Annotated in this window: 20 protein-coding genes, 2 tRNA genes and 1 pseudogene; 8 read left to right on the forward strand and 15 right to left on the reverse strand. The window is 68.9% G+C overall.

Features of this window, described 5'->3' with window-relative positions; translation table 11 throughout:
• Positions 1 to 528, forward strand: a 528-nt coding sequence (locus tag FV230_RS09215) for a hypothetical protein (RefSeq protein WP_210248619.1), incomplete at its 5' end; no start/stop codon positions are given.
• A 91-nt stretch (positions 529 to 619) separates the two neighbouring features.
• Here the strand turns inward: FV230_RS09215 and FV230_RS09220 are convergent.
• Complete coding sequence (locus FV230_RS09220; protein WP_147729797.1) at positions 620 to 853, reverse strand: hypothetical protein; 234 nt, start codon at positions 851 to 853, stop codon at positions 620 to 622.
• A 475-nt stretch (positions 854 to 1328) separates the two neighbouring features.
• Here FV230_RS09220 and sseA point away from each other — a divergent pair, with 475 nt between their 5' ends.
• Both sseA and FV230_RS09230 read left to right on the forward strand, forming a co-directional pair.
• A complete protein-coding gene (sseA, locus tag FV230_RS09225; RefSeq protein WP_147842151.1) occupies positions 1329 to 2177 on the forward strand; it encodes a 3-mercaptopyruvate sulfurtransferase in 849 nt (282 codons plus the stop codon).
• Positions 2178 to 2364: 187 nt separating this feature from the next.
• Entirely contained in the window at positions 2365 to 4464 is a 2100-nt protein-coding gene (locus FV230_RS09230; RefSeq protein WP_147842163.1) for a carbohydrate porin, read from the forward strand.
• A gap of 3 nt (positions 4465 to 4467) precedes the next feature.
• Here the strand turns inward: FV230_RS09230 and lipB are convergent, their stop codons facing one another.
• Positions 4468 to 5199, reverse strand: a complete 732-nt coding sequence (gene lipB / locus FV230_RS09235; protein WP_147842152.1) for a lipoyl(octanoyl) transferase LipB — start codon at positions 5197 to 5199, stop codon at positions 4468 to 4470.
• Between the two features lie 76 nt (positions 5200 to 5275).
• On the opposite strand from lipB, the gene FV230_RS09240 reads away from it, so the two are divergent.
• The 4 genes from FV230_RS09240 to FV230_RS09255 all read left to right on the forward strand — a co-directional run bounded on the left by FV230_RS09240 (position 5276) and on the right by FV230_RS09255 (position 7113).
• On the forward strand, positions 5276 to 5584 hold the full coding sequence (locus FV230_RS09240) for a FliM/FliN family flagellar motor switch protein (RefSeq protein WP_147728794.1): 309 nt from the start codon (positions 5276 to 5278) through the stop codon (positions 5582 to 5584).
• A 145-nt stretch (positions 5585 to 5729) separates the two neighbouring features.
• Positions 5730 to 5814, forward strand: a tRNA-Leu gene (locus tag FV230_RS09245).
• Positions 5815 to 6240: 426 nt separating this feature from the next.
• Complete coding sequence (locus tag FV230_RS09250) at positions 6241 to 6636, forward strand: hypothetical protein (protein ID WP_147842153.1); 396 nt, start codon at positions 6241 to 6243, stop codon at positions 6634 to 6636.
• 294 nt (positions 6637 to 6930) lie between these two features.
• Positions 6931 to 7113: a DUF3606 domain-containing protein gene (locus tag FV230_RS09255; protein ID WP_147842154.1), complete on the forward strand. Its 183-nt coding sequence runs from the start codon at positions 6931 to 6933 to the stop codon at positions 7111 to 7113.
• 158 nt (positions 7114 to 7271) lie between these two features.
• Here FV230_RS09255 and FV230_RS09260 read toward each other — a convergent pair whose 3' ends face one another.
• The 5 genes from FV230_RS09260 to rplJ all read right to left on the reverse strand — a co-directional run bounded on the left by FV230_RS09260 (position 7272) and on the right by rplJ (position 17623).
• On the reverse strand, positions 7272 to 7610 hold the full coding sequence (locus tag FV230_RS09260) for a hypothetical protein (protein ID WP_187275452.1): 339 nt from the start codon (positions 7608 to 7610) through the stop codon (positions 7272 to 7274).
• Positions 7611 to 7886: 276 nt separating this feature from the next.
• Complete coding sequence (gene rpoC / locus FV230_RS09265; RefSeq protein WP_147842156.1) at positions 7887 to 12098, reverse strand: DNA-directed RNA polymerase subunit beta'; 4212 nt, start codon at positions 12096 to 12098, stop codon at positions 7887 to 7889.
• A 179-nt stretch (positions 12099 to 12277) separates the two neighbouring features.
• A complete protein-coding gene (gene rpoB / locus FV230_RS09270; RefSeq protein WP_147842157.1) occupies positions 12278 to 16402 on the reverse strand; it encodes a DNA-directed RNA polymerase subunit beta in 4125 nt (1374 codons plus the stop codon).
• A 268-nt stretch (positions 16403 to 16670) separates the two neighbouring features.
• A complete protein-coding gene (gene rplL / locus FV230_RS09275; protein ID WP_147842158.1) occupies positions 16671 to 17045 on the reverse strand; it encodes a 50S ribosomal protein L7/L12 in 375 nt (124 codons plus the stop codon).
• Between the two features lie 59 nt (positions 17046 to 17104).
• Positions 17105 to 17623, reverse strand: coding sequence for a 50S ribosomal protein L10 (gene rplJ, locus FV230_RS09280; RefSeq protein WP_147727669.1), 519 nt, complete (start codon positions 17621 to 17623; stop codon positions 17105 to 17107).
• Between the two features lie 718 nt (positions 17624 to 18341).
• Between rplJ and FV230_RS09285 the strand changes: the two genes are divergently transcribed.
• Positions 18342 to 19343 carry an acyltransferase gene (locus tag FV230_RS09285; RefSeq protein ID WP_147842159.1) on the forward strand — a complete coding sequence of 334 codons (1002 nt, stop codon included), beginning with the start codon at positions 18342 to 18344 and terminating at the stop codon, positions 19341 to 19343.
• Between the two features lie 24 nt (positions 19344 to 19367).
• Here FV230_RS09285 and FV230_RS09290 read toward each other — a convergent pair whose 3' ends face one another.
• The 8 genes and pseudogenes from FV230_RS09290 to FV230_RS09325 all read right to left on the reverse strand — a co-directional run.
• A complete protein-coding gene (locus tag FV230_RS09290) occupies positions 19368 to 21011 on the reverse strand; it encodes a B12-binding domain-containing radical SAM protein (RefSeq protein ID WP_147842160.1) in 1644 nt (547 codons plus the stop codon).
• A gap of 222 nt (positions 21012 to 21233) precedes the next feature.
• A complete protein-coding gene (rplA, locus tag FV230_RS09295; protein ID WP_147727672.1) occupies positions 21234 to 21932 on the reverse strand; it encodes a 50S ribosomal protein L1 in 699 nt (232 codons plus the stop codon).
• A gap of 12 nt (positions 21933 to 21944) precedes the next feature.
• Complete coding sequence (gene rplK / locus FV230_RS09300) at positions 21945 to 22394, reverse strand: 50S ribosomal protein L11 (protein ID WP_147727673.1); 450 nt, start codon at positions 22392 to 22394, stop codon at positions 21945 to 21947.
• A gap of 235 nt (positions 22395 to 22629) precedes the next feature.
• Positions 22630 to 23163: a transcription termination/antitermination protein NusG gene (nusG, locus tag FV230_RS09305; protein WP_147727676.1), complete on the reverse strand. Its 534-nt coding sequence runs from the start codon at positions 23161 to 23163 to the stop codon at positions 22630 to 22632.
• Positions 23164 to 23223: 60 nt separating this feature from the next.
• A complete protein-coding gene (secE, locus tag FV230_RS09310; protein WP_147842161.1) occupies positions 23224 to 23520 on the reverse strand; it encodes a preprotein translocase subunit SecE in 297 nt (98 codons plus the stop codon).
• Between the two features lie 182 nt (positions 23521 to 23702).
• Positions 23703 to 23779: transfer RNA gene (locus FV230_RS09315), tRNA-Trp, on the reverse strand.
• Positions 23780 to 23841: 62 nt separating this feature from the next.
• On the reverse strand, positions 23842 to 24753 hold the full coding sequence (locus FV230_RS09320; RefSeq protein WP_147842162.1) for a hypothetical protein: 912 nt from the start codon (positions 24751 to 24753) through the stop codon (positions 23842 to 23844).
• A 191-nt stretch (positions 24754 to 24944) separates the two neighbouring features.
• A pseudogene (locus FV230_RS09325) lies at positions 24945 to 25068 on the reverse strand (elongation factor Tu); the annotation flags it as partial.

The following is a 25068-nucleotide window of genomic DNA, read 5'->3' on the forward strand; positions in this document are numbered from 1 at the left end:
GCGGCAATCCCCGCCGCTCCGGTGACGGAGCCGACAGCGAGCGCGGGCCGATCGGCGGACGAACGAGCCGCGTCGAGCCGGTCGGAGACGGCGGGCAAGGCCACGGCACCGGCGTCCTCGCCGACCCGCCAGGCGGCAGTGCCGGTGCGCAAGCGGGTGCGCGAGGTCCGGCGCACGCATCCGCAGGTGATCGCCGCGACACCACGTGCTCGGATCGCGACCCCGCGCGTCGTCGAGCGTCGCGAGGCGGCGCGGCCGGTGATGCGCCGGGTCGCCGCGCGGGCCTACACCCCCCGGACGTTTTCAGCGCCGCCCTACCCGTACGCTCCGCTGCCGGTCGGGCGGGTGGTGGGCCCGGGCGATGGCGAGCGCAACCCGATCTTCGCCGAGGGCGACGACCGGATGCGCCGCATCGCGGCGGCGCAGGCCGCCGGCTACCTCGTCGTGCGTTCCCGCTCGGTGCAGTATCCGGATGGGCGGATGGTGCGCGGCTACCGGCCCTACGACGACGATGACGGGCTGGACTAGCGTGCGGGCGCCCTCGTTCGATCACGAGGGCGCCGACGATCCGCGTACGGCCGCGCCGTGCTCGCGCAGTCCTCGATGCCGGCCGCTGGGCTCAGCGGATGCGGCCGGGGCGGGTCGGCTCGAACACGATGCGGCGGTGGAAGGCGCACCAGCTCTTCCCCTCGGCGACCGGAGCGCCGCAGCACATCGCGCGATCGTTCGGCTCGCCGATGATGAACTTGCACACGAAGGCGCCCGACTGCGCGAACGGCACGCGCAACTCGGCGGACGGCTCGGTGATGGTCTCTGCTTCGCCGATCTGGGACATGCGGACGAGTTGGTTCATCGCACTAAAGCTCGCGGAATCTCATGCTGGCGCCGACGGCCGCCCGGCAGGGGGATGGTGAGAGAACGCCGCACCGTATCGAGCGATCCCGCAACGCACGATGCTCCGTGCCATCGAGACGTTCGGTCCATACGGGTCCGGCGAAAATGCCGGCGCGACAGTGTCATGGTGTTGTTATAACTGGTCTTGTTCTCCGCGAAAAACAAGACCGCCCCGCGCATCTTGCAACCGCGCACAGCCTTCAGGGTCTGACGCGGACGTAAGCCGGCGGCACCGGCGCGACACGATGTCTTGCCCTGCAGCATGGAGCATCGGCACGGGATCCGCGACGGTTGCAGCGGATCGGCGACGCCCGGGCCGGCTTCCCAACGAAGCCCGCCCTAGCGACCGCGCACCGTTCGGCGGGGCGTGCATCCGTCTCCACCCTGTGATTGAGTGGCGCCGACATCGCCCGCAACGACTTCCCGGACGCATCATGGCCGACACCGCGCTCGTCTCGACCGAATGGCTGCACCAGCGCCTGGATGCGCCCGACATCGTGGTGCTCGACGCCTCCTGGTACCTGCCCGCCGCCGGGCGCGACCCGGAGGCGGAGTATCGCGCCGCCCACATCCCGGGCGCGGTCCGCTTCGACATCGACGCGATGAGCGACACCGAATCCGGCTTGCCGCACATGATGCCGCGCCCGGAGGTGTTCGCCTCGCGGATGCGGGCGCTCGGCATCGGCGACGGGCTGCACATCGTCGTCTACGACGGGCTCGGCCTGTTCTCGGCGCCGCGCGTGTGGTGGATGCTGCGCACCTTCGGCGTCCGCGACGTCTGCGTGCTCGACGGCGGCCTGCCGGCCTGGGTCGCGGCCGGCTACCCGACCGAGGACGGCGAGCCGCGGGTCCGCGACCGGCGCCATTTCACCGCTCGGCTCGACCACGGCGCCGTCGCCGACGCGGCCGATGTCGCCCGCGCGCTGGCCGGCGGCACCGCCCAGGTGGTCGATGCCCGCTCCGCGCCGCGCTTCCGCGGCGAGGAGCCGGAGCCCCGCCCCGGCATCCGCCCCGGCCACATGCCCGGCGCCCGGAACCTGCACTACGCCGCGCTGCTGACCGACGGGCACCTCAAGGCGCCGGACGCGCTCCGCGCGGTCTTCGCCGAGAACGGCGTCGACCCCGACCGGCCGATCGTCACCACCTGCGGCTCAGGCGTCACCGCGGCGATCGTCGCCTTGGCGCTGGACCGCCTCGGCCGCCAGGCCCGCGCGCTCTACGACGGGTCGTGGTCCGAGTGGGGGGGCGATCCGAGCCGCCCGGTCGCCACGGGGCCGGCCTGAGGGGCACCCGTAGCGGCGTCATCCGCGCGTCATCGAGCGCGGGGCATTTTTGCAACGTCGCGATCGGGAATGCGCAGGCCGGCAGGGCCGGGATTGCCGCAGTTATAGCCAATGCTATACCTCGCATCGGAACGTGCGGGGGATCAGGGCGATGCGGCATCGGGGCGAGGCGGACAGCGCCGGATCGATGGGCGTCGCCGGTCGCCGCGCGGCCTGGCTGATCGGTGCCTGCCTCCTTCCGGCGCAGGCCTTCGGCGCCGATCTCGCGGTCGCGCGCGCGCCGGCGCCCGCCTTCGTCGACTGGTCGGGGGGCTATCTCGGGATCGAGGGCAGTGCCGGCGGCTCCTTCGGCGCCCTCGGCTTCGAACCGACCACGATCGGCGGACGCCCCGTGCCGCCGTTCAAGACCGGGGATGCCACCGGCCGCGCCGACCGCAGCCGCGAGGCGACCACCGCCGTCGGCGGCGTGTTCGGCGGCTGGAACTGGCAGGCCGGCCCGTGGCTCTACGGCCTGGAGGCGGACATCGCCGGCGCCAACCTCAAGCGCCCGGTCGCCTCGACCGCCGCCGGCTTCGGCTACGAGGGGTTCGACCCGGTCTTCGACGTCATCCGCGCCAAGACCGACCTCTACGGCGCCCTGCGCGCCCGCCTCGGCTTCGCCTTCGAGCGCGCGCTGATCTACGCGACCTTCGGCCTCGCCGGCGCCGAGACGCGGTTCCTCGCCACCTATCCGGACCGCGCCGGCGGCCCTGCCGCGACGGCCAGGACCGACCGGGGAACCCTCGGGTTCACCCTCGGGGCCGGCGTCCAGTACGCGATCACCGAGCACCTCGCCCTCGGCCTCGACTACCGCTACATCGATCTCGGCAGCACCGGGCGGTTCGACCTCGGCGCGGTGCCCGGCCTCGGCCCGGTGTCGACGCAGGCGCACGTCACCTCCAACCAGATGCTGGCGCGGCTGTCCTGGTATCCGGCGGGGCTGCGGCTGCCGCCCGAGCCCGACGAGGCGGCCCCGCACGACCCCGACAACGGCGACACCGGCCGGTTCTCGCTCCACGGCCAGACCACCTTCATCAACCAGGGCGTGACCGGGTTCCGCTCGCCCTATCTCGGCCCGAACAGCCTGGTGCCGCACCAGGCCCAGGCGACCACGACGGCGACCGCCTTCGTCGGCTTCAAACTGTGGGAGGGCACCGAGCTCTACTACAACCCGGAATTCAGCCAGGGCTTCGGCCTGTCGCGGACCCTGGGCGTCGCCGGCTTCGTCAACGGCGAGGCGCAGAAGGCCGGCGCCCCGTTCCCGAAGCTGCGCTCGAACCGCTACTTCGTGCGCCAGACCTTCGGCCTCGGCGGCGAGACCGAGGACGTGCCCGACGGCCCGAACCAGGTCGCCACGCGCCGCGACGTCGAGCGGATCACGGTGGTCGCCGGCAAGTTCGCGCTCGGCGACTTCTTCGACGGCAACGTCTACGCCCACGATCCGCGCGTCGACTTCATGAACTGGTCGCTCTGGGCGGCCTCGGCCTGGGACTTCCCGGCCAACCTCCCCGGCTTCACGCAAGGCGTCTACGTCGAGTACAACCGCGCCGAGTTCGCGGTGCGCGCCGCCTACACGCAGGTGCCCAAGGAACCGTCGAGCGACGTGCTCGACCCGCGGGTGTTCGACCGCCAGGGCGCCAACATCGAGTTCGAGGGGCGCTACGTCCTGCCCGCGCTGGAGCAGCCGGGCCGGGTGCGGATCGGCTTCTTCTCGAACCAGGGCAACACCGCGCGCTATCGGCAGGTCGTCGCGCTGACGCAGTCGGGCGTCTTCGACGACGTCAACGACGCGGTTGCCGCCACCCGCCGCCCGCGGCGCAAGACCGGCGGCTACGTCAACCTCGAGCAGGCGGTCACGGCCGATCTCGGCGTCTTCGCCCGCGTCAGCTTGTCGGACGGGCGCAACGAGAGCCTGTCCTTCACCGACGTCGACCGGAGCGCGTCGGGCGGCGTCTCGCTCAAGGGGACCGCCTGGGGCCGGGCAGGCGACACGGTCGGCCTCGGCGCCACGGTGAACGGCCTCACCGAGGCGCACCAGGCCTACTTCGCCACCGGCGGCCTCGGCCTGCTGATCGGCGACGGGCGCCTGAACTACGCTCCCGAGCGGGCGCTCGAGGCCTACTACGCCATCGGCCTGACCAAGACCGTGACCCTGACCTTCGACTATCAGCGGGTGATCAACCCCGCCTACAACCGCGACCGGGGCCCGGCGGACTTCTTCGCCACCCGGCTGCACGCGGATTTCTGATCGCTATTCCGCCTCGTCCACGGTCGCCCCGAACACCGCCTCGAACCCGGCCCGCAGCTGCATGTCGACCTCCGGCATCGCGACGATGCGGCCGAGGTCGGCCAGGCTGGTCACGCCGTGGCCGCGGATGCCGCAGGGGACGATGCCGGAAAAGTCCGCGAGGTCGGGCTCGACGTTGAGGCTGATCCCGTGGAAGCTGACCCAGCGCCGCACGCGGATGCCGATCGCCGCGATCTTGTCCTCGACGGCGTCTCCGTTCTCCTGGCCCTTCTCCGGCCGCCGCACCCACACGCCGACGCGGTCCTCGCGGCGTTCGGCCCGGACGTTGAAGGCCTCGAGCGTCGCGATGATCCAGGCTTCCAGGCAGGCGACGTAGGCGCGCAGGTCCGTGCGGCGGCGGTTGAGGTCGAGCATCACGTAGGCGACCCGCTGGCCGGGGCCGTGATAGGTGTACTGCCCGCCCCGCCCGGTCCGGTACACCGGCAGCCGCGCCGGCGCGACGAGGTCGGCCTCGCGGGCCGAAGTGCCGGCGGTGTAGAGCGCCGGGTGCTCCAGCAGCCAGACGCATTCCGGCGCCAGCCCGCGCGCGATCGCCTCGGCGCGGGCCTCCATCCACGCGACGGCTTCCTCGTACGCGACCGGCGCGTCGCTGATCCGCCAGCCCACCGGCGGAGAGCCCGCCCGCGGCAGGAAGGTGTCGGGCGCGATCGCGAGACGGTGCGCGGCGTTTACCAAGGCTTCACCCTTCGTCGGGAATGCTCTCCTTCCACCGGTCCGTGCCGGTGGCAAGGCGCATGGGGGCGGTGGACGCGTGGCGGTTCTGGAAGACCTCAAGGTCGATCTCACGGTGGTGCTCGGGCGCTCCCGCATGCCGCTGCACATGCTGCTGCGCATGGGACGCGGCGCGGTGATCGAGCTGGAGGCGACCGAGACCGACCTGGTCGAGATCCTCGCCAACGACCATCCCGTGGCCCGCGGCCAGATCGTGGTGACCGGCAACCGCATCTCGATCGAGGTGACGGAGCTGATCCGCAAGGCGGATTCGGTGCGCACGCCGGGCGTCACCATCGGCGACGGCGCCGTGCCGTTCCTGGAAAGCCGCCTGGAGCCGGCATCATAACTTCGGCCGCGGCACCGAATTGCCGCGCTGCGGCGCTTGTCGGATCGGGATCGATCTGGTATCCGCTGCGCCGCTCACCCGAGACGCCGGCCGCCGCAGCGGACCCGGATCTCGGAGAAGCGAACGGGACCCGACGGGTGCCGATGCGGCCATGGCGGAATTGGTAGACGCGCTAGCTTGAGGTGCTAGTCCTGCAAGGGGTGGAGGTTCGAGTCCTCTTGGCCGCACCAACGTTTCGATGTCGTACGTCGAAGCGTCGGTGCATGAAAACGGGTTGTGGGCGGCCGCGCTCTTCGACGACGGCGCCCTTCGCCGCTCACACGAGCCGCATTCGAAAGCGCCCGAACCCCGGGCCCTGATTCTTCGCACGGACATCACGGCTGACTGATAAGCGCTCCTGAAAGGCCGATGATCGATAGATCTCGTGCGCGTTCGGTGCGTCGCCGCGTCCTGCTGACGTCGTCTGTCCTGCAATCTTCTCCGCTGGCATTTCGGCGCCGCCGGGCGGCGTTCGCCCACCGCGGTCGAGGAAGCTGAACGCTTGCTGCCGACGGGCTTCAGCGTCGGTCCAGCGATACCCTGCCAATCTTCTCCTCGACAGCCGAGGCCGGGGCTTCGGCACGATGCCGGCCCCGCGACGTGTCAGGAGATGGGCGATGAAGAAGATTGCTGCCGTCACAGCCGCCGTGCTCTTCGCGGCGAGCGGGTTCGGAACCACCGCAGCCGAGGCTCGGGGCGGCGGTGCCCTCGCGGCCGGCCTGATCGGCGGGCTCGCCGCGGGCGCACTCCTCGGTGCCGCTGCCGCGGAGGCGCACGCGGCGCCCGCCTACGGCTATGGCGACCCTGCGCCCGCCTACGGCTACGCAGATGCGCCCCCCGTGGTGCGCTATCGGCCCGCTCGCGTCGTCCGCGCATACGACGACGAGGTGGTCTACCGGACCACGCGGATCGTGCGCTCCGACGCGACGGATCCGGAAGGTTACGGCTATCGCGCCGCCGGGTACGGCGACCGCTGGCACTGCGACCGGCCGCACGGCTACGGCGGCTGGTAGCCGAAGAGGCGCCAGGGCTGCCCGAGGGGCGCGGGCAGCCCGCTTGCACCGCTCGGCACGCCGCGAGGCCCAGGCCTCGGGCTCCGGCACCCGGGCGGGGCTTCGGCGAAGTCCGAGATGCCCCGTCGAGGGTGAAACCCTTGACCGGTCCCGCCGCACCGCCGAAACATCGCCATCGACCGACCGGTCGTCCCGATCCATCCACCACGGCTCGTGCGCCGGCGCCGTGCCGACCTGCCTCGCTCATGCCGGGCGGATACGATCCCGGCGGCGACCCTGTTCTCGAAAGCGACCATGGCAGGCCTCAAGGACAAGCGCGGATTCATCGACAAGGATCGGCTCGATCTCTCCGAGCGGAAGGCGGTCGAGTACTGGATGAAGCGCTGGGGCGTGACGCAGGACCAGCTGACCACGGCGCACCGCAAGGCCGGGCGCATGATCAAGGACATCGCCGCCGAGCTCGGCAAGAAGCGCTGAGCGGGCCGGATCGGACGACCCCATCGCAGGTCCGCGCTGCTTGTGGCCGCGCGAGGAACCGGCCCACGTGGGTGCGAATGGATCCACCGGGGGGCGGGATCGACCGAAGCCGCCTGCAATCCTCATGGCCGCCCGAGGGCCGGCCGTGAGGATGTGCATCAGCCCTCGCTGTCGCGATTGAGGCCGAGGACCTTCATCAGGTCGCCGATCGGATCGCCCTCCACCGGCTTGCCCGGCTGCGTCGCCGAGGCGACCGGGCTCGGGGCCTGCTGCTCGATCCGGGCCGCGGCCGGCCGGCTGCTCGCATTGGGCTGCGCCACCCTGCGGGCATGGACGTGCTCGGCCTTCCGCACCGGACGCGCCTGCGGCTGATCCTCGAGCCCCGACAGGCTCGCCGTCATCGCGACGGGCAGGAGGGTGAAGGAGGCGGGACGCGCCAGCGTCGCTTCCGCCGTCTCGGCCTGCGACGCGCGCGCCGGCGGATCGCTCCAGGCCATCGCAGCTTCGGCGGACGCGACGACAGAGTGTCCGCGGCGCGTTTCGAAGGCCGGATCGCGCGGATGCAGAACATGCGCGGCGGTGATCAATCCCGTAACGAGCAGGGCGGTCGTGAGGATTGTGGACTTGACGTGTTCCATGATCTCAGAACGAACGGCCAAGGTCATGGTTCCGCTTGCCGCGGCTCCGACCTTCGGCCGGCATCGCCCAGCCCCCGAAACGAAAAGGGCGGCCCGCTGGGCCGCCCTTTCGCAGGTCGTAAATCGCTTCGCGGCCTACTCGGCCGCGGCCGAGGGCAGCTCGCCCAGCGGCCGGGCGCCGCTGTCGGACGCCTTCTGCTGGAGGATCATGCTGTCGCGGCGGCGTGCCACCGCGCGGATGTCGGCCACCATCGAGCCGGTGCCCGCGGGGATGAGCGAGCCGACGATGACGTTCTCCTTGAGGCCTTCCAGGTGGTCGATCTTGCCGTTGACCGCGGCTTCCGTGAGGACCCGGGTGGTCTCCTGGAACGAGGCCGCCGAGATGAACGACTTCGTCTGCAGCGACGCCTTGGTGATGCCGAGCAGGACGGGGACGCCCTGGACCGGCTTCTTGCCCTCGGCGAGGAGCTTCTCGTTGACCTCGGTCAGCTCCGTGCGGTCGATCTGGTCGCCCGCCAGGATGTCCGAGTCGCCGCCGTCGGTGATCTCGACCTTCTGCAGCATCTGCCGGACGATGACCTCGATGTGCTTGTCGTTGATCGACACGCCCTGGAGCCGGTAGACCTCCTGGATCTCGTTGACGAGGTAGGCGGCCAGCTCCTCCACGCCCTTGATCGCCAGGATGTCGTGCGGCGCCGGGTTGCCGTCGACGATGTAGTCGCCGAGCTCGACCACGTCCCCGTCCTGAAGGTGGATGTGCTTGCCCTTCGGGATCAGGTACTCGACCGTCTCCGAGCCGTCGTGCGGCGTCAGCGACAGGCGGCGCTTGTTCTTGTAGTCGCGCCCGAAGGCGATGGTGCCCGACTTCTCGGCGATGATCGCCGCGTCCTTCGGGCGCCGCGCCTCGAACAGCTCCGCCACCCGCGGCAGACCGCCGGTGATGTCGCGGGTCTTGGCCGAGTCGGTGGAGACGCGGGCGAGGATGTCGCCGGCCTTCACCGAGCCGCCCGGGTCGTAGCCGATGATGGCGTCGACCGGCAGGAAGTAGCGGGCGTCCGAGCCGCGCGGCAGCTTGACCGGCTTGCCCTCGGCATCGACGACCACCATCGCCGGCTTGAGGTCCGAGGTGCGCGCCGAGCCGCGCCAGTCGATGACGACGCGCTTGGCGATGCCGGTCGACTCGTCGGTGGTCTCGGTGATCGACTGGCCGTCGACCATGTCCTCGTACATCACCACGCCGTCCGTCTCGGTGATGATCGGGCGGGTGTAGGGGTCCCACTCGGCAATGCGCTGGCCGCGCTTGACCTTGTCGCCGTCGTCGACACGCAGGCGCGCGCCGTACTGGAGGCGGTGCACCGCCCGCTCCGTGCCGTCGGCGCCGACGATCACCACCGCCACGTTGCGGCCGGTGGCGATCAGGTCGCCGTCCGAGTTCTTGGCGATCGCACGGTTGCGGATCTTGATCGTGCCCTCGAAGCTCGACTCGATGAAGGACGAATCCGCGATCTGCGCCGCGCCGCCGATGTGGAAGGTGCGCATGGTGAGCTGGGTGCCCGGCTCGCCGATCGACTGCGCCGCGATGACGCCGACGGCCTCGCCCATGTTGACGGGCGTGCCGCGGGCGAGGTCGCGCCCGTAGCAGGTGGCGCAGACGCCCTGACGGGTCTGGCACACCAGCACCGAGCGGATCTTCACCTCCTGGATCCCGGCCGCCTGGATGGCGGGCAGGTGGCGCTCCTCGATGGTCTCGCCGGTCTTGACGATGACCGTGCCGTCCTGGGCGACGAGATCCTCCGCCGTGGCGCGGCCGAGGATGCGGATCGCCAGCGTCGCGACGACTTGGCCGGCATCGATGATGGCGCGCATCTTGATGCCGTTGGTGGTGCCGCAATCGACCTCGCGGATGACCGCGTCCTGCGCCACGTCGACGAGGCGGCGGGTCAGGTAGCCGGAGTTGGCGGTCTTCAACGCCGTGTCCGCGAGGCCCTTGCGGGCGCCGTGGGTGGAGTTGAAGTACTCGAGCACGTCGAGGCCTTCCTTGAAGTTCGAGATGATCGGCGTCTCGATGATCTCGCCCGAGGGCTTGGCCATCAGGCCGCGCATCGCCGCGAGCTGCTTCATCTGCGCCGGCGAGCCGCGCGCACCGGAATGGCTCATCATGTAGATCGAGTTGATCTGCTTGTCGGCGCCCTGGTCGTCCTTCTGGACGGTCGAGATCCGGAGCATCATCTCGGCGGCGAGCTTGTCCGAGCACTTGGCCCAGGCGTCGACGACCTTGTTGTACTTCTCGCCCTGGGTGATCAGGCCGTCGTTGTACTGCTGCTCATAGTCCTTCACCAGCGTGCGCGTGGTGTCGACGATGGTCCACTTGTTCTCCGGCACGACCATGTCGTCCTTGCCGAACGAGATGCCGGCCTTGAACGCGTGGCTGAAGCCGAGCGCCATGATGCGGTCGCAGAAGATCACCGACTCCTTCTGACCGCAGTGGCGGTAGACGGTGTCGATCATCGACGAGATCTCCTTCTTGGTCATCAGCTTGTTGACGACGTCGAAGGGCACCTTGGCGTGCAGCGGCAGCGCGCCGGACAGAATCACCCGGCCGGGCGTGGTGTCATAGGTCTTGGTCAGCGGCTCGCCGTCGGGGCCGATGCCCTTCCAGCGCCACTTGATCTTCGAGTGCAGCTTCACCGACTTGGCGGCCAGGGCGTGCTCGAGCTCGCCCATGTCGCCGTAGACGCCCTGCATCGGGTTGGTCTTGTGGTCGGGCTGGAACGCGCCGACCAGGCCCTCGCCGACGATGGAGAGGTAGTACAGGCCGAGGACGATGTCCTGCGAGGGCACGATGATCGGCTGGCCGTTGGCCGGGTGCAGGATGTTGTTGGTCGACATCATCAGGACGCGCGCCTCCAGCTGAGCCTCGAGGCTCAGGGGGACGTGCACGGCCATCTGGTCGCCGTCGAAGTCGGCGTTGAACGCGGCGCAGACCAGCGGGTGCAGCTGGATCGCCTTGCCCTCGATCAGCTTCGGCTCGAACGCCTGGATGCCGAGGCGGTGGAGCGTCGGCGCGCGGTTGAGCATCACCGGGTGCTCGCGGATCACCTCGTCGAGGATGTCCCAGACCTCGGGCTTCTCCTTCTCGACGAGCTTCTTGGCCTGCTTGACGGTGGCCGAGAAGCCCTTGGCGTCGAGACGCGCGTAGATGAACGGCTTGAACAGCTCGAGCGCCATCTTCTTCGGCAGGCCGCACTGGTGCAGCTTCAGCTCCGGGCCGACCACGATGACCGAGCGGCCCGAATAGTCGACGCGCTTGCCGAGCAGGTTCTGGCGGAAGCGGCCCTGCTTGCCCTTGAGCATGTCGGCGAGCGACTTCAGCGGGCGCTTGTTGGCGCCGGTGATGACGCGGCCGCGGCGGCCGTTGTCGAACAGCGCGTCGACCGCCTCCTGCAGCATCCGCTTCTCGTTGCGGATGATGATGTCGGGCGCGCGCAGCTCGATGAGACGCTTGAGGCGGTTGTTGCGGTTGATTACGCGACGGTAGAGGTCGTTCAGGTCCGACGTGGCGAAGCGGCCGCCGTCGAGCGGAACCAGCGGGCGCAGGTCCGGCGGGATCACGGGGACGACGGTCAGGATCATCCACTCGGGCTTGTTGCCCGACATCTGGAACGCCTCAATGATCTTGAGGCGCTTCAGCAGCTTCTTCGGCTTCAGCTCGGAGGTCGTGGTGGCGATCTCCTCGCGCAGCGAGTCGGCGATGCCGTCGAGGTCGAGCTCCTGCAGGATGCGCCGGATCGCCTCGGCGCCGATCATCGCCGTGAACGAATCCTCGCCGTACTCCTCCTGGGCGCGCAGGTACTCCTCCTCCGACAGGAGCTGGCGCTCCTTGAGGGGGGTGAGGCCCGGCTCGATGACGCAGTAGGACTCGAAGTAGAGGATCCGCTCGAGGTCCTTGAGCGGCATGTCGAGCAGCAGGCCGATGCGGCTCGGCAGCGACTTCAGGAACCAGATGTGGGCGACCGGGGCGGCGAGCTCGATGTGGCCCATGCGGTCGCGCCGCACGCGCGCGAGGGTGACCTCGACGCCGCACTTCTCGCAGATGACGCCCTTGTACTTCATGCGCTTGTACTTGCCGCACAAGCACTCGTAGTCCTTGATCGGCCCGAAGATGCGGGCGCAGAACAGGCCGTCACGCTCCGGCTTGAAGGTCCGGTAGTTGATCGTCTCGGGCTTCTTGATCTCGCCGTAGGACCACGAGAGGATCTTTTCGGGGCTGGAGATCGAGATCTTGATCTGGTCGAAGCTCTGGGGCTGAGCCTGCTGGTTGAAAAGGTTCATGACCTCTTGGTTCATGATCCGCTCCTTGCTTGACGGGAACGCGCGCCCTGCGCCGGCGCCGTCCACGTCCTGAAATCAACTCGGCGCCGCGCCCTTCAAAGGCGCCGCTGGCCGTCGGCCCGTCCGGAGGCTCCGCCCCTCCCCGCTCGAACCGTGCCGGCGTTGGCGCCGGCACGGGAGGTGTCTTGTCTCGACTACTCGGCCGCGTCGGCCGGCGGCTCCAGGGCGTCGTTGGCGGCCTTCTTGGACGAGGTCAGCTCGACGTTGAGGCCGAGCGACCGCATCTCCTTCACCAGCACGTTGAAGCTCTCCGGGATGCCGGCCTCGAAGGTGTCGTCGCCGCGGACGATCGCCTCGTAGACCTTGGTGCGGCCGGCCACGTCGTCCGACTTCACCGTGAGCATCTCCTGCAGCGTGTAGGCCGCACCGTAGGCCTCCAGCGCCCAGACCTCCATCTCGCCGAAGCGCTGCCCGCCGAACTGCGCCTTTCCGCCGAGCGGCTGCTGGGTGACCAGCGAGTACGGGCCGATCGAGCGGGCGTGGATCTTGTCGTCCACGAGGTGGTGGAGCTTCAGCATGTAGATGTAGCCCATCGTCACCTTGCGGTCGAAGGCCTCGCCGGTGCGCCCGTCGTAGAGCGTCGACTGGGCCGACCGGTCGAGCCCGGCCATCTCCAGCATGGTCTCGATGTCGGCTTCCTTGGCGCCGTTGAACACCGGGGTCGCCATCGGCACGCCGCGGCGCACGTTGTTGGCAGCCTCGGCCATGTCCTCGTCCGACAGGCCTTCCAGCTCCGACGGGGAGTAGATCGCCTGCATCTCCTCCTTCAGCGGGCCGATGTCCTGGCTCTTCAGGTAGGCGTCGACCGCCTTGCCGACCTTGCGGCCGAGGCCGGCCGCGGCCCAGCCGAGGTGCGTTTCGAGGATCTGGCCGACGTTCATGCGCGAGGGCACGCCGAGCGGGTTGAGCACGATGTCGGCATGCGTCCCGTCCTCCAGGAACGGCATGTCCTCGATCGGCACGATCCGCGACACCACGCCCTTGTTGCCGTGGCGGCCGGCCATCTTGTCGCCCGGCTGGATCTTGCGCTTCACCGCGACGAAGACCTTGACCATCTTCATCACGCCGGGGGGCAGCTCGTCGCCGCGCTGCAGCTTCTCGACCTTGTCGAGGAAGCGCTGCTCGAGGCGCTTCTTCGACTCGTCGTACTGCTTCTGCATCGCCTCCATCTCGGTCATGAGACGGTCCTCGACGACGGCGAACTGCCACCATTGCGAGCGCGGGTACTCGTTGATGAGCTCACGCGTCAGCGTGGTCTCCTTCTTGAAGCCCTTCGGCCCGGCGATCGGCGCCTGGCCGATCAGCACGCCCGAGAGGCGGGCGTAGGTGTTGCGGTCCAGGATCGCCTGCTCGTCGTCGCGATCCTTGGCGAGGCGCTCGATCTCCTCGCGCTCGATCGCCTGGGCGCGCTCGTCCTTGTCGACGCCGTGGCGGTTGAACACCCGGACCTCGACGATCGTGCCGGTCACGCCCGGGGGGACCCGGAGCGAGGTGTCGCGCACGTCGGACGCCTTCTCGCCGAAGATCGCGCGGAGGAGCTTCTCCTCCGGCGTCATCGGGCTCTCGCCCTTCGGCGTGATCTTGCCGACGAGGATGTCGCCGGCATGGACCTCGGCGCCGATGTAGACGATGCCGGCCTCGTCGAGGTTCTTCAGCGCCTCCTCCGAGACGTTCGGGATGTCGCGGGTGATCTCCTCCGGGCCCAGCTTGGTGTCGCGGGCCATCACCTCGAACTCCTCGATGTGGATCGAGGTGAACACGTCATCCTTCACGATCCGCTCGGAGAGCAGGATCGAGTCCTCGAAGTTGTAGCCGTTCCACGGCATGAACGCGACGAGGACGTTGCGGCCGAGCGCGAGCTCGCCGAACTCGGTGGACGGGCCGTCGGCGATGATCTCGCCCTTCTTCACCGGCTCTCCGACGCGAACCAGCGGCTTCTGCGTGATGCAGGTCGACTGGTTGGAGCGCTGGAACTTCTGCAGGCGGTAGATGTCGACGCCGGGCTTGGTGGCGTCGGCCTCCTCCGTCGCGCGGATGACGATGCGGGTGGCGTCCACCTGGTCGACGATGCCGGAGCGGCGGGCGGCGATGGCGGCGCCGGAGTCGCGGGCGACCACGGCCTCCATGCCGGTGCCGACGAACGGCGCGTCGGCGCGCACCAGCGGCACCGCCTGCCGCTGCATGTTCGAGCCCATCAGCGCGCGGTTGGCGTCGTCGTTCTCGAGGAACGGGATCAGCGCCGCGGCGACCGACACGAGCTGCTTCGGCGACACGTCCATCAGGTCGACGCGCTCCGGCCCGACGACGATCACGTCGCCGGCGCGGCGGCAGACCACCAGCTCCTCGGTGAGCTTCTTGTTCTCGTCCATCTGCGCGTTGGCCTGGGCGACGTAGTACTTCGCCTCCTCCATCGCGGAGAGGTACGAGACCTCGTTGGTGACGACGCCGTCCTTGACCCGGCGGAACGGAGTCTCGATGAAGCCGTACTTGTTCACCCGCGCGAAGGTCGCGAGCGAGTTGATCAGGCCGATGTTCGGGCCTTCCGGCGTCTCGATCGGGCAGATGCGGCCGTAATGGGTCGGGTGCACGTCGCGCACCTCGAAGCCGGCGCGCTCGCGGGTCAGGCCGCCCGGGCCGAGCGCCGAGAGGCGGCGCTTGTGCGTCACCTCGGAGAGCGGGTTGGTCTGGTCCATGAACTGCGACAGCTGCGACGAGCCGAAGAACTCGCGCACGGCCGCGGCCGCGGGCTTGGCGTTGATCAGGTCCTGCGGCATCACCGTGTCGATGTCGACCTGGGACATGCGCTCGCGGATGGCGCGCTCCATGCGGAGCAGGCCGAGGCGGTACTGGTTCTCCATCAGCTCGCCGACCGAGCGCACCCGGCGGTTGCCGAGGTGGTCGATGTCGTCGATCTCGCCCTTGCCGTCGCGCAGCTCGACGAGCGCCATGACGACCGCCAGCATGTCCTCCTTGCGGAGCGTGCGGACGGTGTCCTCGGCGTCGAGGTCGAGGCGCATGTTCATCTTCACGCGGCCGACGGCGGACAGGTCGTAGCGCTCGCTGTCGAAGAACAGCGAGTGGAACATGGCCTCGGCCGTCTCCAGGGTCGGCGGCTCGCCCGGGCGCATGACGCGGTAGATGTCGAACAGCGCGCCTTCGCGGGCGGAGTTCTTGTCCACGGCGAGCGTGTTGCGGATGTAGGGGCCGATGTTGACGTGGTCGATGTCGAGCACCGGGATCTCGGCGACGCCGACCTCTTCGAGGCTCTTGAGCAGCTTCTCGGAGATCTCCTCGCCGGCCTCGGCCCAGATCTCGCCGGTGTTCACGTCGACGAGGTCTTCGGCGACGTACTGGCCGACCAGGTCCTCGTCGGTCGCCTTGAGGAACTTGGTCCCCTTCTCGGCGATCTGGCGGGCGTTGCGGGCGTTGAGCTTCTTGCCGGTCTCGAGCACGACCTCGCCGGAATCGGCGTCGATCAGGTCGACCGAGGCCTTGAAGCCCTTCAGCCGCTCGGCGTCGAACGGCACGCGCCAGTCGGCGCCGTCCCGGTCGTAGACGACCTTGTTGTAGAAGGTCGACAGGATCTCCTCGCCGGACAGCCCGAGCGCGTAGAGCAGCGACGTCACCGGCAGCTTGCGCTTCCGGTCGATGCGGACGTGCACGATGTCCTTGGCGTCGAACTCGACGTCGAGCCAGGAGCCGCGATACGGGATGATCCGGGCGGCGAACAGCAGCTTGCCCGAGGAGTGGGTCTTGCCCTTGTCGTGGTCGAAGAACACGCCCGGGGAGCGGTGCATCTGCGAGACGATGACGCGCTCGGTGCCGTTGACGATGAAGGTGCCGTTCTCCGTCATCAGGGGCATGTCGCCCATGTAGACGTCCTGCTCCTTGATGTCCTTGACCGACTTGGCCGCCGTGTCGGGATCGACGTCGAACACGATCAGCCGCAGCGTCACCTTCAGCGGGGCCGCGAAGGTGATGCCGCGCTGGCGGCACTCGTCGACGTCGTATTTCGGCTGCTCGAACGTGTAGCGGACGAATTCGAGGAGCGCCGTCGAGGAGAAGTCCGAGATCGGGAACACGCCCCGGAACACGCTCTGCAGGCCCTCGTCGCCGCGGCCGCCCTCGGGCTCGTCCATCATCAGGAACTGGTCGTAGGACGCCTTCTGAACCTCGATGAGGTTCGGCATCTCGGCGACTTCCTTGATCTTACCGAAGAACTTCCGAATGCGCTTGCGACCGACCAGCGTATTGGCCATGTGACCTCGCTCCACCATCTTCGCGTCCTGGTCGCCCGGGGAAGTCTCGCCGACTCCCGCGCCGGGCCATGGCTCGCGTCCCGCCGGACCGCGCCACCCGAATTCATGATCTCGATCGGCTCGTTCCGAGCCGGAACCCGTCTCAGGGTCCGCCGGCCGCCGAAGCGGCCTCAGCCCGCGGGTGCGAACACCCGCGGGCTGCGGTCACGCCCGGCTCCCGAGGGAACCGGCCGCGCGGTGACGGGCCGGGGATCGGCCCATCGTCGGCTTACTTGAGCTCGACCTTGGCGCCGGCCTTCTCGAGCTGCGCCTTGAGCTTCTCGGCCTCGTCCTTGGCGACCGACTCCTTGACGGCCTTCGGGGCGCCCTCGACGAGGTCCTTGGCTTCCTTGAGGCCGAGGCCGGTGATCGCGCGGACCTCCTTGATGACCTCGATCTTCTTGTCGCCGGCGGCGGTGAGCATGACCGTGAACTCGGTCTGCTCCTCGGCGGCAGCAGCCGGGCCGGCGGCCGGGCCGGCAGCCACGGCGACGGCGGCGGCGGCGGAGACGCCCCACTTCTCCTCAAGCATCTTGGCGAGGTCGGCGGCCTCGAGAACGGTCAGCGACGACAGGTCGTCGACGAGCTTGGCAAGATCAGCCATGGTGATGATCCTCTAACGATATCGGTGTGAAGGGATGGGTTTGAAAGGGGAAACGACCGTCAGGCCGCTTCGTCCTTGGTGGCATAGGCTCCGAACACGCGGGCGAGCTTGGCCGCCGGCGCATTGACGACCTGTGCGATCTTGGTCGCGGGAGCCTGGACGAGGCCCACGATCTTGGCGCGCAGTTCGTCGAGGGACGGGAGCGAGGCGAGGGCCTTCACGCCGTCTGGGTTCAGAGCGGTCGCGCCCATGGCGCCGCCGAGGATCACGAGCTTGTCGTTGGCCTTGGCGAAATCCACCGCCACCTTGGCGGCCGCGACCGGATCGCTCGAATAGGCGAGCAGGGTCGGGCCCTTCAGGAGGGGCTTGATGGAGGCGACGTCCGTGCCATCGAGAGCGATGCTGGCGAGGCTGTTCTTCGCGACCTGCACGGTGGCGCCGGCGAGCTTCATCTGCGAACGCAGCTTCTGCATCTCGGCGACCGTGAGGCCTTTGTAGTGGGCCACGACGACGACGGCGCTCTTTGCGAACACGCCGTTGAGCGTCGAGACGAGATCAGCTTTTGCTGTCCTGTCCACTGGGGCTCTCTCCGGTTGGGCGGAACCCGAGAATGGGTCCGCCGGTTGCACGTGCCGCCCGGGACGGATCTTCGGCCTCATGGAAGCCGAAAACGTCCTGGACGACGCTTCACGGCCCTGTCCCCCGGTGCCGCCCCCGCGAGGGGTGCGATGCCTAAGGGCTGAGATGGTTCAAACCGATGCCTTCACGCCGTCCCTCATCGGTTGGGCGCTTCGAAAATGCGGTCTTCCCCGTCTGTGCAGGTTGGGGGATTAAGCCGGCGAACCGGCACCTGCAGTCTCGGACAGGACATGGCCGGACGCGGCCCTCAGAGGTTTTCACCCCTCAGGTCCTGCCGGCCATCGACGCCCGGTCACCCAGGCGGCGTCTCGATACGGAACCCGACCGGGCGGACGGGCTCCCTGAACAAACATGAAAATTGCGTGGAGCGCGGTTTATAGAGCCAAGCAAGCCGCCTGCCAAGGGCCGAGACGCGACTTTTCCGACTTAGGCAAACGCGCGGTGTCCTCGGGTGACCGATCCTATCCGAGCCGGTCGATGGCTCCGAGCGGCTTCTCGGACGGACTCTGCGTTGGATTTGCGATTCGGTGCGGATGGTTGGCCTTCGCCGACGCTTGATAAGCTCTCCACCGGGCTGCCGGATTTCGACCGATTGCGCTGAAGGTTCGGGCGTCGTCATGGCCGTGTGCCGCGCAGCCCTACCTCGAAGCGAGTCCCATGCAGCGCGTACAACGGCAGGACTGGATCGACGTCGCGCGCGGCATCGGGATCATTCTGGTCGTGTTCGGCCACGTCCTCCGGGGAACCGTCAAGGCGGGGATCGTGCCTGACACATCCGCGACCCAGTGGGTGGATTTCGGTCTGTACACCTTCCACATGCCGCTGTTCTTCTTCCTGGCCGGACTGAACCTGCCCGGGAGCCTGCGACGCGGACGGGTGCCGTTTCTCCAAGCCAAGCTCTGGACGATCGGCCTTCCCTACGTGATCTGGACGTTCATCCAGGGCAGCGTGATGATCCTGCTGGCGCAGGACATCAACACGCATGTCACTCCCGCCGACCTTCTCGCCTTCCCGTACCGTCCCCTCGGACCGCTTTGGTTTCTCTACGCCCTTCTGATCTGCCACGTGCTGGCCGCCATGATTCCCGATCGCAGACTGTTCGCCGCCATCGCGGCGGCGGGATTCGTGATCTTCTTTCGGCTCCCGGAGGTTCCAAGCCTCGCGCTGACCCTGCACAACCTTCCGTTCTATCTCGCAGGTGCCTATGCCGGGCACGCCGTGGCGGCTTGGCGGACGCCGGTGAGCCTGTCGGGGATCGCACTCATCTGGACGGGCTTCGCCCTGGCGGTCGTGGGGGCCTGGACGGTCTCCGGTTTCAGCCCGATGGCGCTAGCGGCGCTACCTGCCTGTTGTCTCGGCATTCTCGGCGTCGTGTGGGTGAGTAAGCGTATCGGTGGCGGCGCGCTCGCCACGGTCGGCCTGCTCTCGCTCTCGATCTTCGTCATGCACTCGCTGGCCGCGGCCGGCCTGCGCGTGGCCATGACGCGCCTGCACGTTCCGCCCGACCCCATGGTCTACCTGATCTCGGGGACGGCCTTCGGCATCCTGGGCCCGATGCTCGCACATCGGCTCCTCGCCCGATGGAACACGCTGTCGGTGTTGGGGCTCGGAGCGCCGCCGTGGCGCTACCGCATCGCCGTCTCGGACACAGCCCGGTAACGTCTCGACGGTCGGCCCGCTCGGTTAGGCTGCCTCGCGCTCCGGCACGAAGCGCTTGCGCGCGTTCTCCCACCACGAGCGCTGCCGCGCCGCCTCGGTCTCGGCGGCCTTGGCCGCGTAGAACGAGGCGTTGTGCTCGCCGCGCAGGGCCTCGCGGGTGAATCGGATCAGGTGGTGGGCGACGAAGCCCATGTTGAACACCGCCTCGATCTGCCCACGCCTCAGGGCGTAGACGGCCGCCGACCAGAACGGCTTGCGGTAATCCGAGAAGATGCCCACCCGGGTGATGATGTTGAACCCGAGGATCAGCCCGCGGCGCAGGTTGGTGAAGGTCAGCTTGCCCTTCGTCGGGGTGACGATGCGATTCGGGTAGGTCGTCGCGCACTGGTGCTTGAAGCGCTCGAAGATCTTCTCCGGCGCATAGGCGTGCGCGATCGCCCGGCGCCAGCTCGACACCACGGTGTCGTGCGGGCGCTTGAACAGGACGTTCGACTCGAGCGCCGCGTCGTGGACGAGACGCCCTTCCCGCTGCAGCCGGTCCCAGAGCGGCGTCTTCGGCAGGGCCTGGAGGATGTTGATCGTCAGGACGGGGATGCCCGACTTGTCGATGAAGTCGATCAGGTACTGCTCGGAGGCGTCCGAGTCGGAGTCGAGGCCGAGGATGATGCCCGACGTCACCTCGAGGCCGTAGGAGTTCAGCGTCTCGATCGCGCCGTACATCGGCACGGCGGCGTTGTGGGTCTTGTCGATGCCCTTGAGCGCGTCCTCCTCCGGCGTCTCGATGCCGACGAACACGGTCATGAAGTTCGCCTGCCGCATCAGCTCGAGGATCTCGGGCTGCTTGGCCATGTTGAGGGTCGCCTCACAGGCGAACTGGAGCGGGTAGTCGTTCTTCTTCTGCCACGCGACGAGGTGCGGGAGCATGTCCCGTGTCGCCTTGCGGTTGGCGATGAAGTTGTCGTCGACGAAGTAGACCACCGCCGGGTGGCCGGGCTGGCTGATGATCGCGTCGAGCTCGGCGCACATCTGCTCGGGGCTCTTCAGCCGCGGCTGGCGCCCGTAGAGCTGCGGGATGTCGCAGAACTCGCAGCGGTAGGGGCAGCCCGAGGAGAATTGCAGCGAGCCGATCAGGTAGCGCTTCAGCGGGGCCGCCTCGTAGGCCGGCGCCGGGAAGTCCGAGAGCGGCAGCCGCTCCTTGGTCTCGAGCCGGACCTGGGACGGGGGCCGCGCCAGGTCGCGGTCGAGGATCGCGACGAGCGCGTCCGTGGCGTCGCCGATCTCGCCCATGTGGAGGTAGTCGAAGTCGGGATACTTCTCGGGGGCGCCGGAGACCGAGGGGCCGCCGAGCACCGTCACCTTGCCCGCGGCGTGCGCACGCTTGGCGATCTCGTGGATCTGCGGCTCCTGGATGTGCATGCCCGACACGAACACCGCGTCGGCCCAGGCGAACTCCTCAGGGGTGGCGCGCTTGATGTTCTCGTCGACGAACCGGCACTCCCAGGTCTCGGGCATGTAGGCCGAGATCAGCAGCAGGCCCTGGGGCGGCATGAAGGCCTTCACGCCGCCCATCAGCGGGTAGGCGTGGGAGAAGGTCCCGAAGGACGGCGTGTAGGCGGGGAAGACGCACAGGATGCGTCGCTGGGTCTGAACGGAGAGGTTGCATCGCATGGCGCCCTATTTAGCACAGCTGCGACTGTTGGCGCCCCCCTTCGCCGCGGCAATCTGCATCGTGATCGCCGGGTGCGGGGGCCGCTCCGCGGGGCTGTCTGCGCAGGGCCTCGGATCGCCCTCGGCCGACGCTTCGGCTGTCCGGGACCCGGCACGACGCGCAACGAAAAACGCCCGGCCGCAGGGGCCGTGCGCTTCGATCGTGTCGTCGTAGCGGGACGGTCAGGCGCCGAGGACGGAGCCCGGCTCGACCTTCACGCCCGGGCCCATCGTCGAGGTGACGGCGATGCGCTGGATGTAGGTGCCCTTGGAGCCGGCGGGCTTGGCCTTGGCCACCGCGTCGGCGAACGCCTTGATGTTCTCGACGAGCTTGGCCTCGTCGAACGAGACCTTGCCGATGCCGGCGTGGACGATGCCCGCCTTCTCGACGCGGAACTCGACCGAGCCGCCCTTGGCGCCGGCGACCGCGGACTTCACGTCCATGGTGACGGTGCCGACCTTCGGGTTCGGCATCAGGCCGCGGGGGCCGAGCACCTTACCGAGCCGGCCGACGAGCGGCATCATGTCCGGGGTGGCGATGCAGCGATCGAACTCGATCTTGCCGCCCTGGACGATCTCGAGCAGGTCCTCGGCGCCGACGATGTCGGCACCGGCCGCCCGGGCGTCGTCCGCCTTGGCGCCGCGGGCGAACACCGCCACCCGCACCGTCCGGCCGGAGCCGTTGGGCAGGTTGCAGACGCCGCGGACCATCTGGTCGGCGTGGCGCGGGTCGACGCCGAGGTTCATCGAGACCTCGACGGTCTCGTCGAACTTGGCGTTGGCCTTGGCCTTCACCATCGCGATCGCCTCGGCGATCCCGTAGAGCTTGGTCGGGTCGATGCCCTCGCGGGCGGCGCGGATGCGCTTGCCTTCGTGTGCCATGGTGCCCTCCCCTTACGCGGTGACTTCGAGGCCCATGGCCCGCGCGGAGCCACGGATCATCGCGACGGCGGCATCCACCGAATCGCAGTTCAGGTCGGGCATCTTCTTCTCGGCGATCTCGCGAAGCTGCGCCTCGGAGACCTTGCCGACGGTCGGGCCCTTGCCGGGGGTCTTGGAGCCGGAGGCCGGCTTCTTGCCGATCTTCAGGCCCGCGGCCTTCTTCAGGAAGAAGGTGACCGGCGGCTGCTTCATCTCGAAGGTGAAGCTGCGATCCTGGTAGGCCGTGATCACGACCGGGATCGGGGTTCCCTTCTCGATCTGCGCGGTCTTCGCGTTGAAGGCCTTGCAGAATTCCATGATGTTGAGGCCGCGCTGACCGAGCGCGGGACCGATCGGCGGCGACGGGTTGGCGGCGCCGGCCGGGACTTGAAGCTTCACGTAGCCCGTGATCTTCTTCGCCATGGGACTGCTCCCAAATGATTGCGCGCCGCCGGGCTGCCTGAGGCTCGGTCGGACGGGCGGTTGCAGGTCGCGGTGCGGACCGTTGGCCCCGGCGGCGAACCGGGCGGGCCTTCCGCGGGCTTTCGCGAACAGGAAGCAGCGAAGACGGAATGGGCGGGCCGGTGCATCGCATCGGCCGATCCGAAAGGGCGCGGTGCCCTCGATCCGCTATTCGCTCCTCCCGATCCGCTCTACGTCAGGCCTTCTCGACCTGGGCGTATTCGAGTTCCACCGGGGTGGCGCGGCCGAAGATCGACACGGCGACCTTCAGGCGCGAGCGGCTCTCGTCGACTTCCTCGACGGTGCCGTTGAACGAGGCGAAGGGGCCGTCGGCGACGCGGACGGTCTCGCCGATCTCGAAGGAGATCGACGGCTTCGGACGGTCGACGCCCTCGGCGACCTGGCCCTTGATCCGCTCGGCCTCGGCGTCCGGGATCGGCACCGGCTTCGACTTGTCGGCGCCGAGGAAGCCCGTCACCTTCGGGGTGTTCTTGATCAGGTGGTAGACCTCGTCGGTGAGGTCGCACTTCACCAGCACGTAGCCGGGGAAGAACTTCCGCTCCGCGTCGACCTTGCGGCCGCGGCGGACCTCGACGACCTTCTCGGTCGGGACCATCACCTCCTCGAAGAGGTCCATGAGCCCACGCTGGGCCGCCTGATCCTTGATGGACTGGGCGACCTTGTTCTCGAAGTTCGAGTAGGCGTGGACGATGTACCAGCGCTTCGACACGGTTCTGATCGACTCCTGCATGTTCGCGTCGGGCCGGGGCCCGCGGACGGTGTGTGTTGCCTACAGGCCCAGGATCAGGCCGACGAGGTAACGAAGGCCCTGGTCGACCACCGTGAAGAACAGGCTCGCGACCACCACCATCACAAAGACCATGATCGTGGTGACCGTGGTCTCCTTGCGGGTCGGCCACGTGACCTTGCGGCCCTCGTCGCGCACCTGCCCGAGGAACTCCAGCGGGCCGACGCGCTTCGGCGCGGGCCGGGCCGGCGGAGCGTTGCGCTGCGGCGGCTGGGAAGCCGCGCCGCGGATCGGGCTGCGCGCCGGATCGGCCTTCTTGGTCGCTTCGTTCGATGCCATGGCGTCAGGAACCGGGTTTCGAGAATGACGACGGGTTCGGAAGCTCGCCCGAACGAGCCCGAACCGACAGCCGACATCGATCTCGGAGTGCGCCCGCTCTAGCGCAAGTCGTCGGGGTTGTCGACAGCCGCGGCGCGTCGCGAGCGTCAGGAGCGTGGCTTGGAACGGCAGGAAATGCAGACTGGCAGGAGTGGAGGGACTCGAACCCGCAACCTCCGGTTTTGGAGACCGGCGCTCTGACCAGTTGAGCTACACTCCTATCGCGACGCCCAATGCCCGATCGGGCGCCGGGATGCAAGAGCCGGGAACGCCGGAAATGCGTCACCGACCGTGATCGGCGCGCTCCGCCGCCGTCAGCGGGCGCAGTCCCGTTCGGTCGAAGCGGAAGAGCTCGTCGCTGCGGCCGTAAGGGCCCTTCCGCAGCCGGTCGCGCACCTCCGCGGCGAGGCCGATGCGGGCCTTGCTGTCGGCGGGCCACGCCATCAGCAGGTCGCGGGTCGGGATCGCGACCGTGATGCCATCGGCTTTCAGCGCCGTGCGGATCTCGTCGAGATAGCCGGGCAACATCAGCCGCGCGGCGTCGTAGTCATCGCCGGCATTGGTCATGGCGAGGATGGGGGTGCCGCCGTCGACCGCGAGGGCGAACGCGGCCTCCTTCGAGGCCTCGGCGAGGTTGGCCAGCGCCGGAACCTCGATGGCGGTTCGGATCGCCGCGGCATCGACGCCCCACCCTTCGAGCATCGGCCGGGTCAGGTAGCGCATCCGGTCCGCCCCATCGATGACGTAGGCCACGACCAGGGTCTCCGAGAAGGTCCGCGTGGCGAGGTCCGGCACCTGGGCGAGGATCGCGCGCGGCAGGAGCTGCGGGCGCAGCTGCGCCCGGATCGCCGCGAGGCTCGGCTCGCCGGGCGACGGCGCCGCGTCCATGTCCTTCAGCGCGGTGGAGAGATACGCCTCGATCATCCGCCGGCGCGCGTCGCCGGCGAGTGGGGCGACCCGCGGATACAGGTTGGTGAGGGCGATCGTGCTGCGGCCGACCAGGATCTGTCCCGGATCACGGTCGCGGCGGATCTCCGCGCCCGGCCGGATCGCCCGCAGGATGGCCGCCACCTCGTCGCGGAAGCGTCCGTCGCTCAGGGCGTCGGCACGGGCCGGGCAAATCAGGATCGCGCTCGCGGCGGCGGCGAGCCACAGGCGGCGCGTCGGCCACGGAAACCCGATGGCGGTGTTCATTCCTGGGGCTCCGCGGCTCGTCGCGGATGGCAGGAAAATAAACCGACGGCTCCCTGTCAAGCTCGGGGTGGGCAGGGAGGGATGGAATGCCGATGTCAGGCGGTGACAACGGGGTCGCGAGCCGATCCCGCGGCCTCCGCGACGAGACACGGCCGGCGGAGACCGCCGGCCGTGCCGAATCGCTCGAGCGACTACGCGTTGATGGCGGCGACGACGCCGGCGCCGACGGTTCGGCCGCCCTCGCGGATGGCGAAGCGCAGCTTCTCCTCCATGGCCACCGGCACGATCAGCGTGACGTCCATGGTCACGTTGTCG

Source organism: Methylobacterium sp. WL6 (assembly GCF_008040095.1).
In the GTDB taxonomy this organism is placed as follows: domain Bacteria; phylum Pseudomonadota; class Alphaproteobacteria; order Rhizobiales; family Beijerinckiaceae; genus Methylobacterium.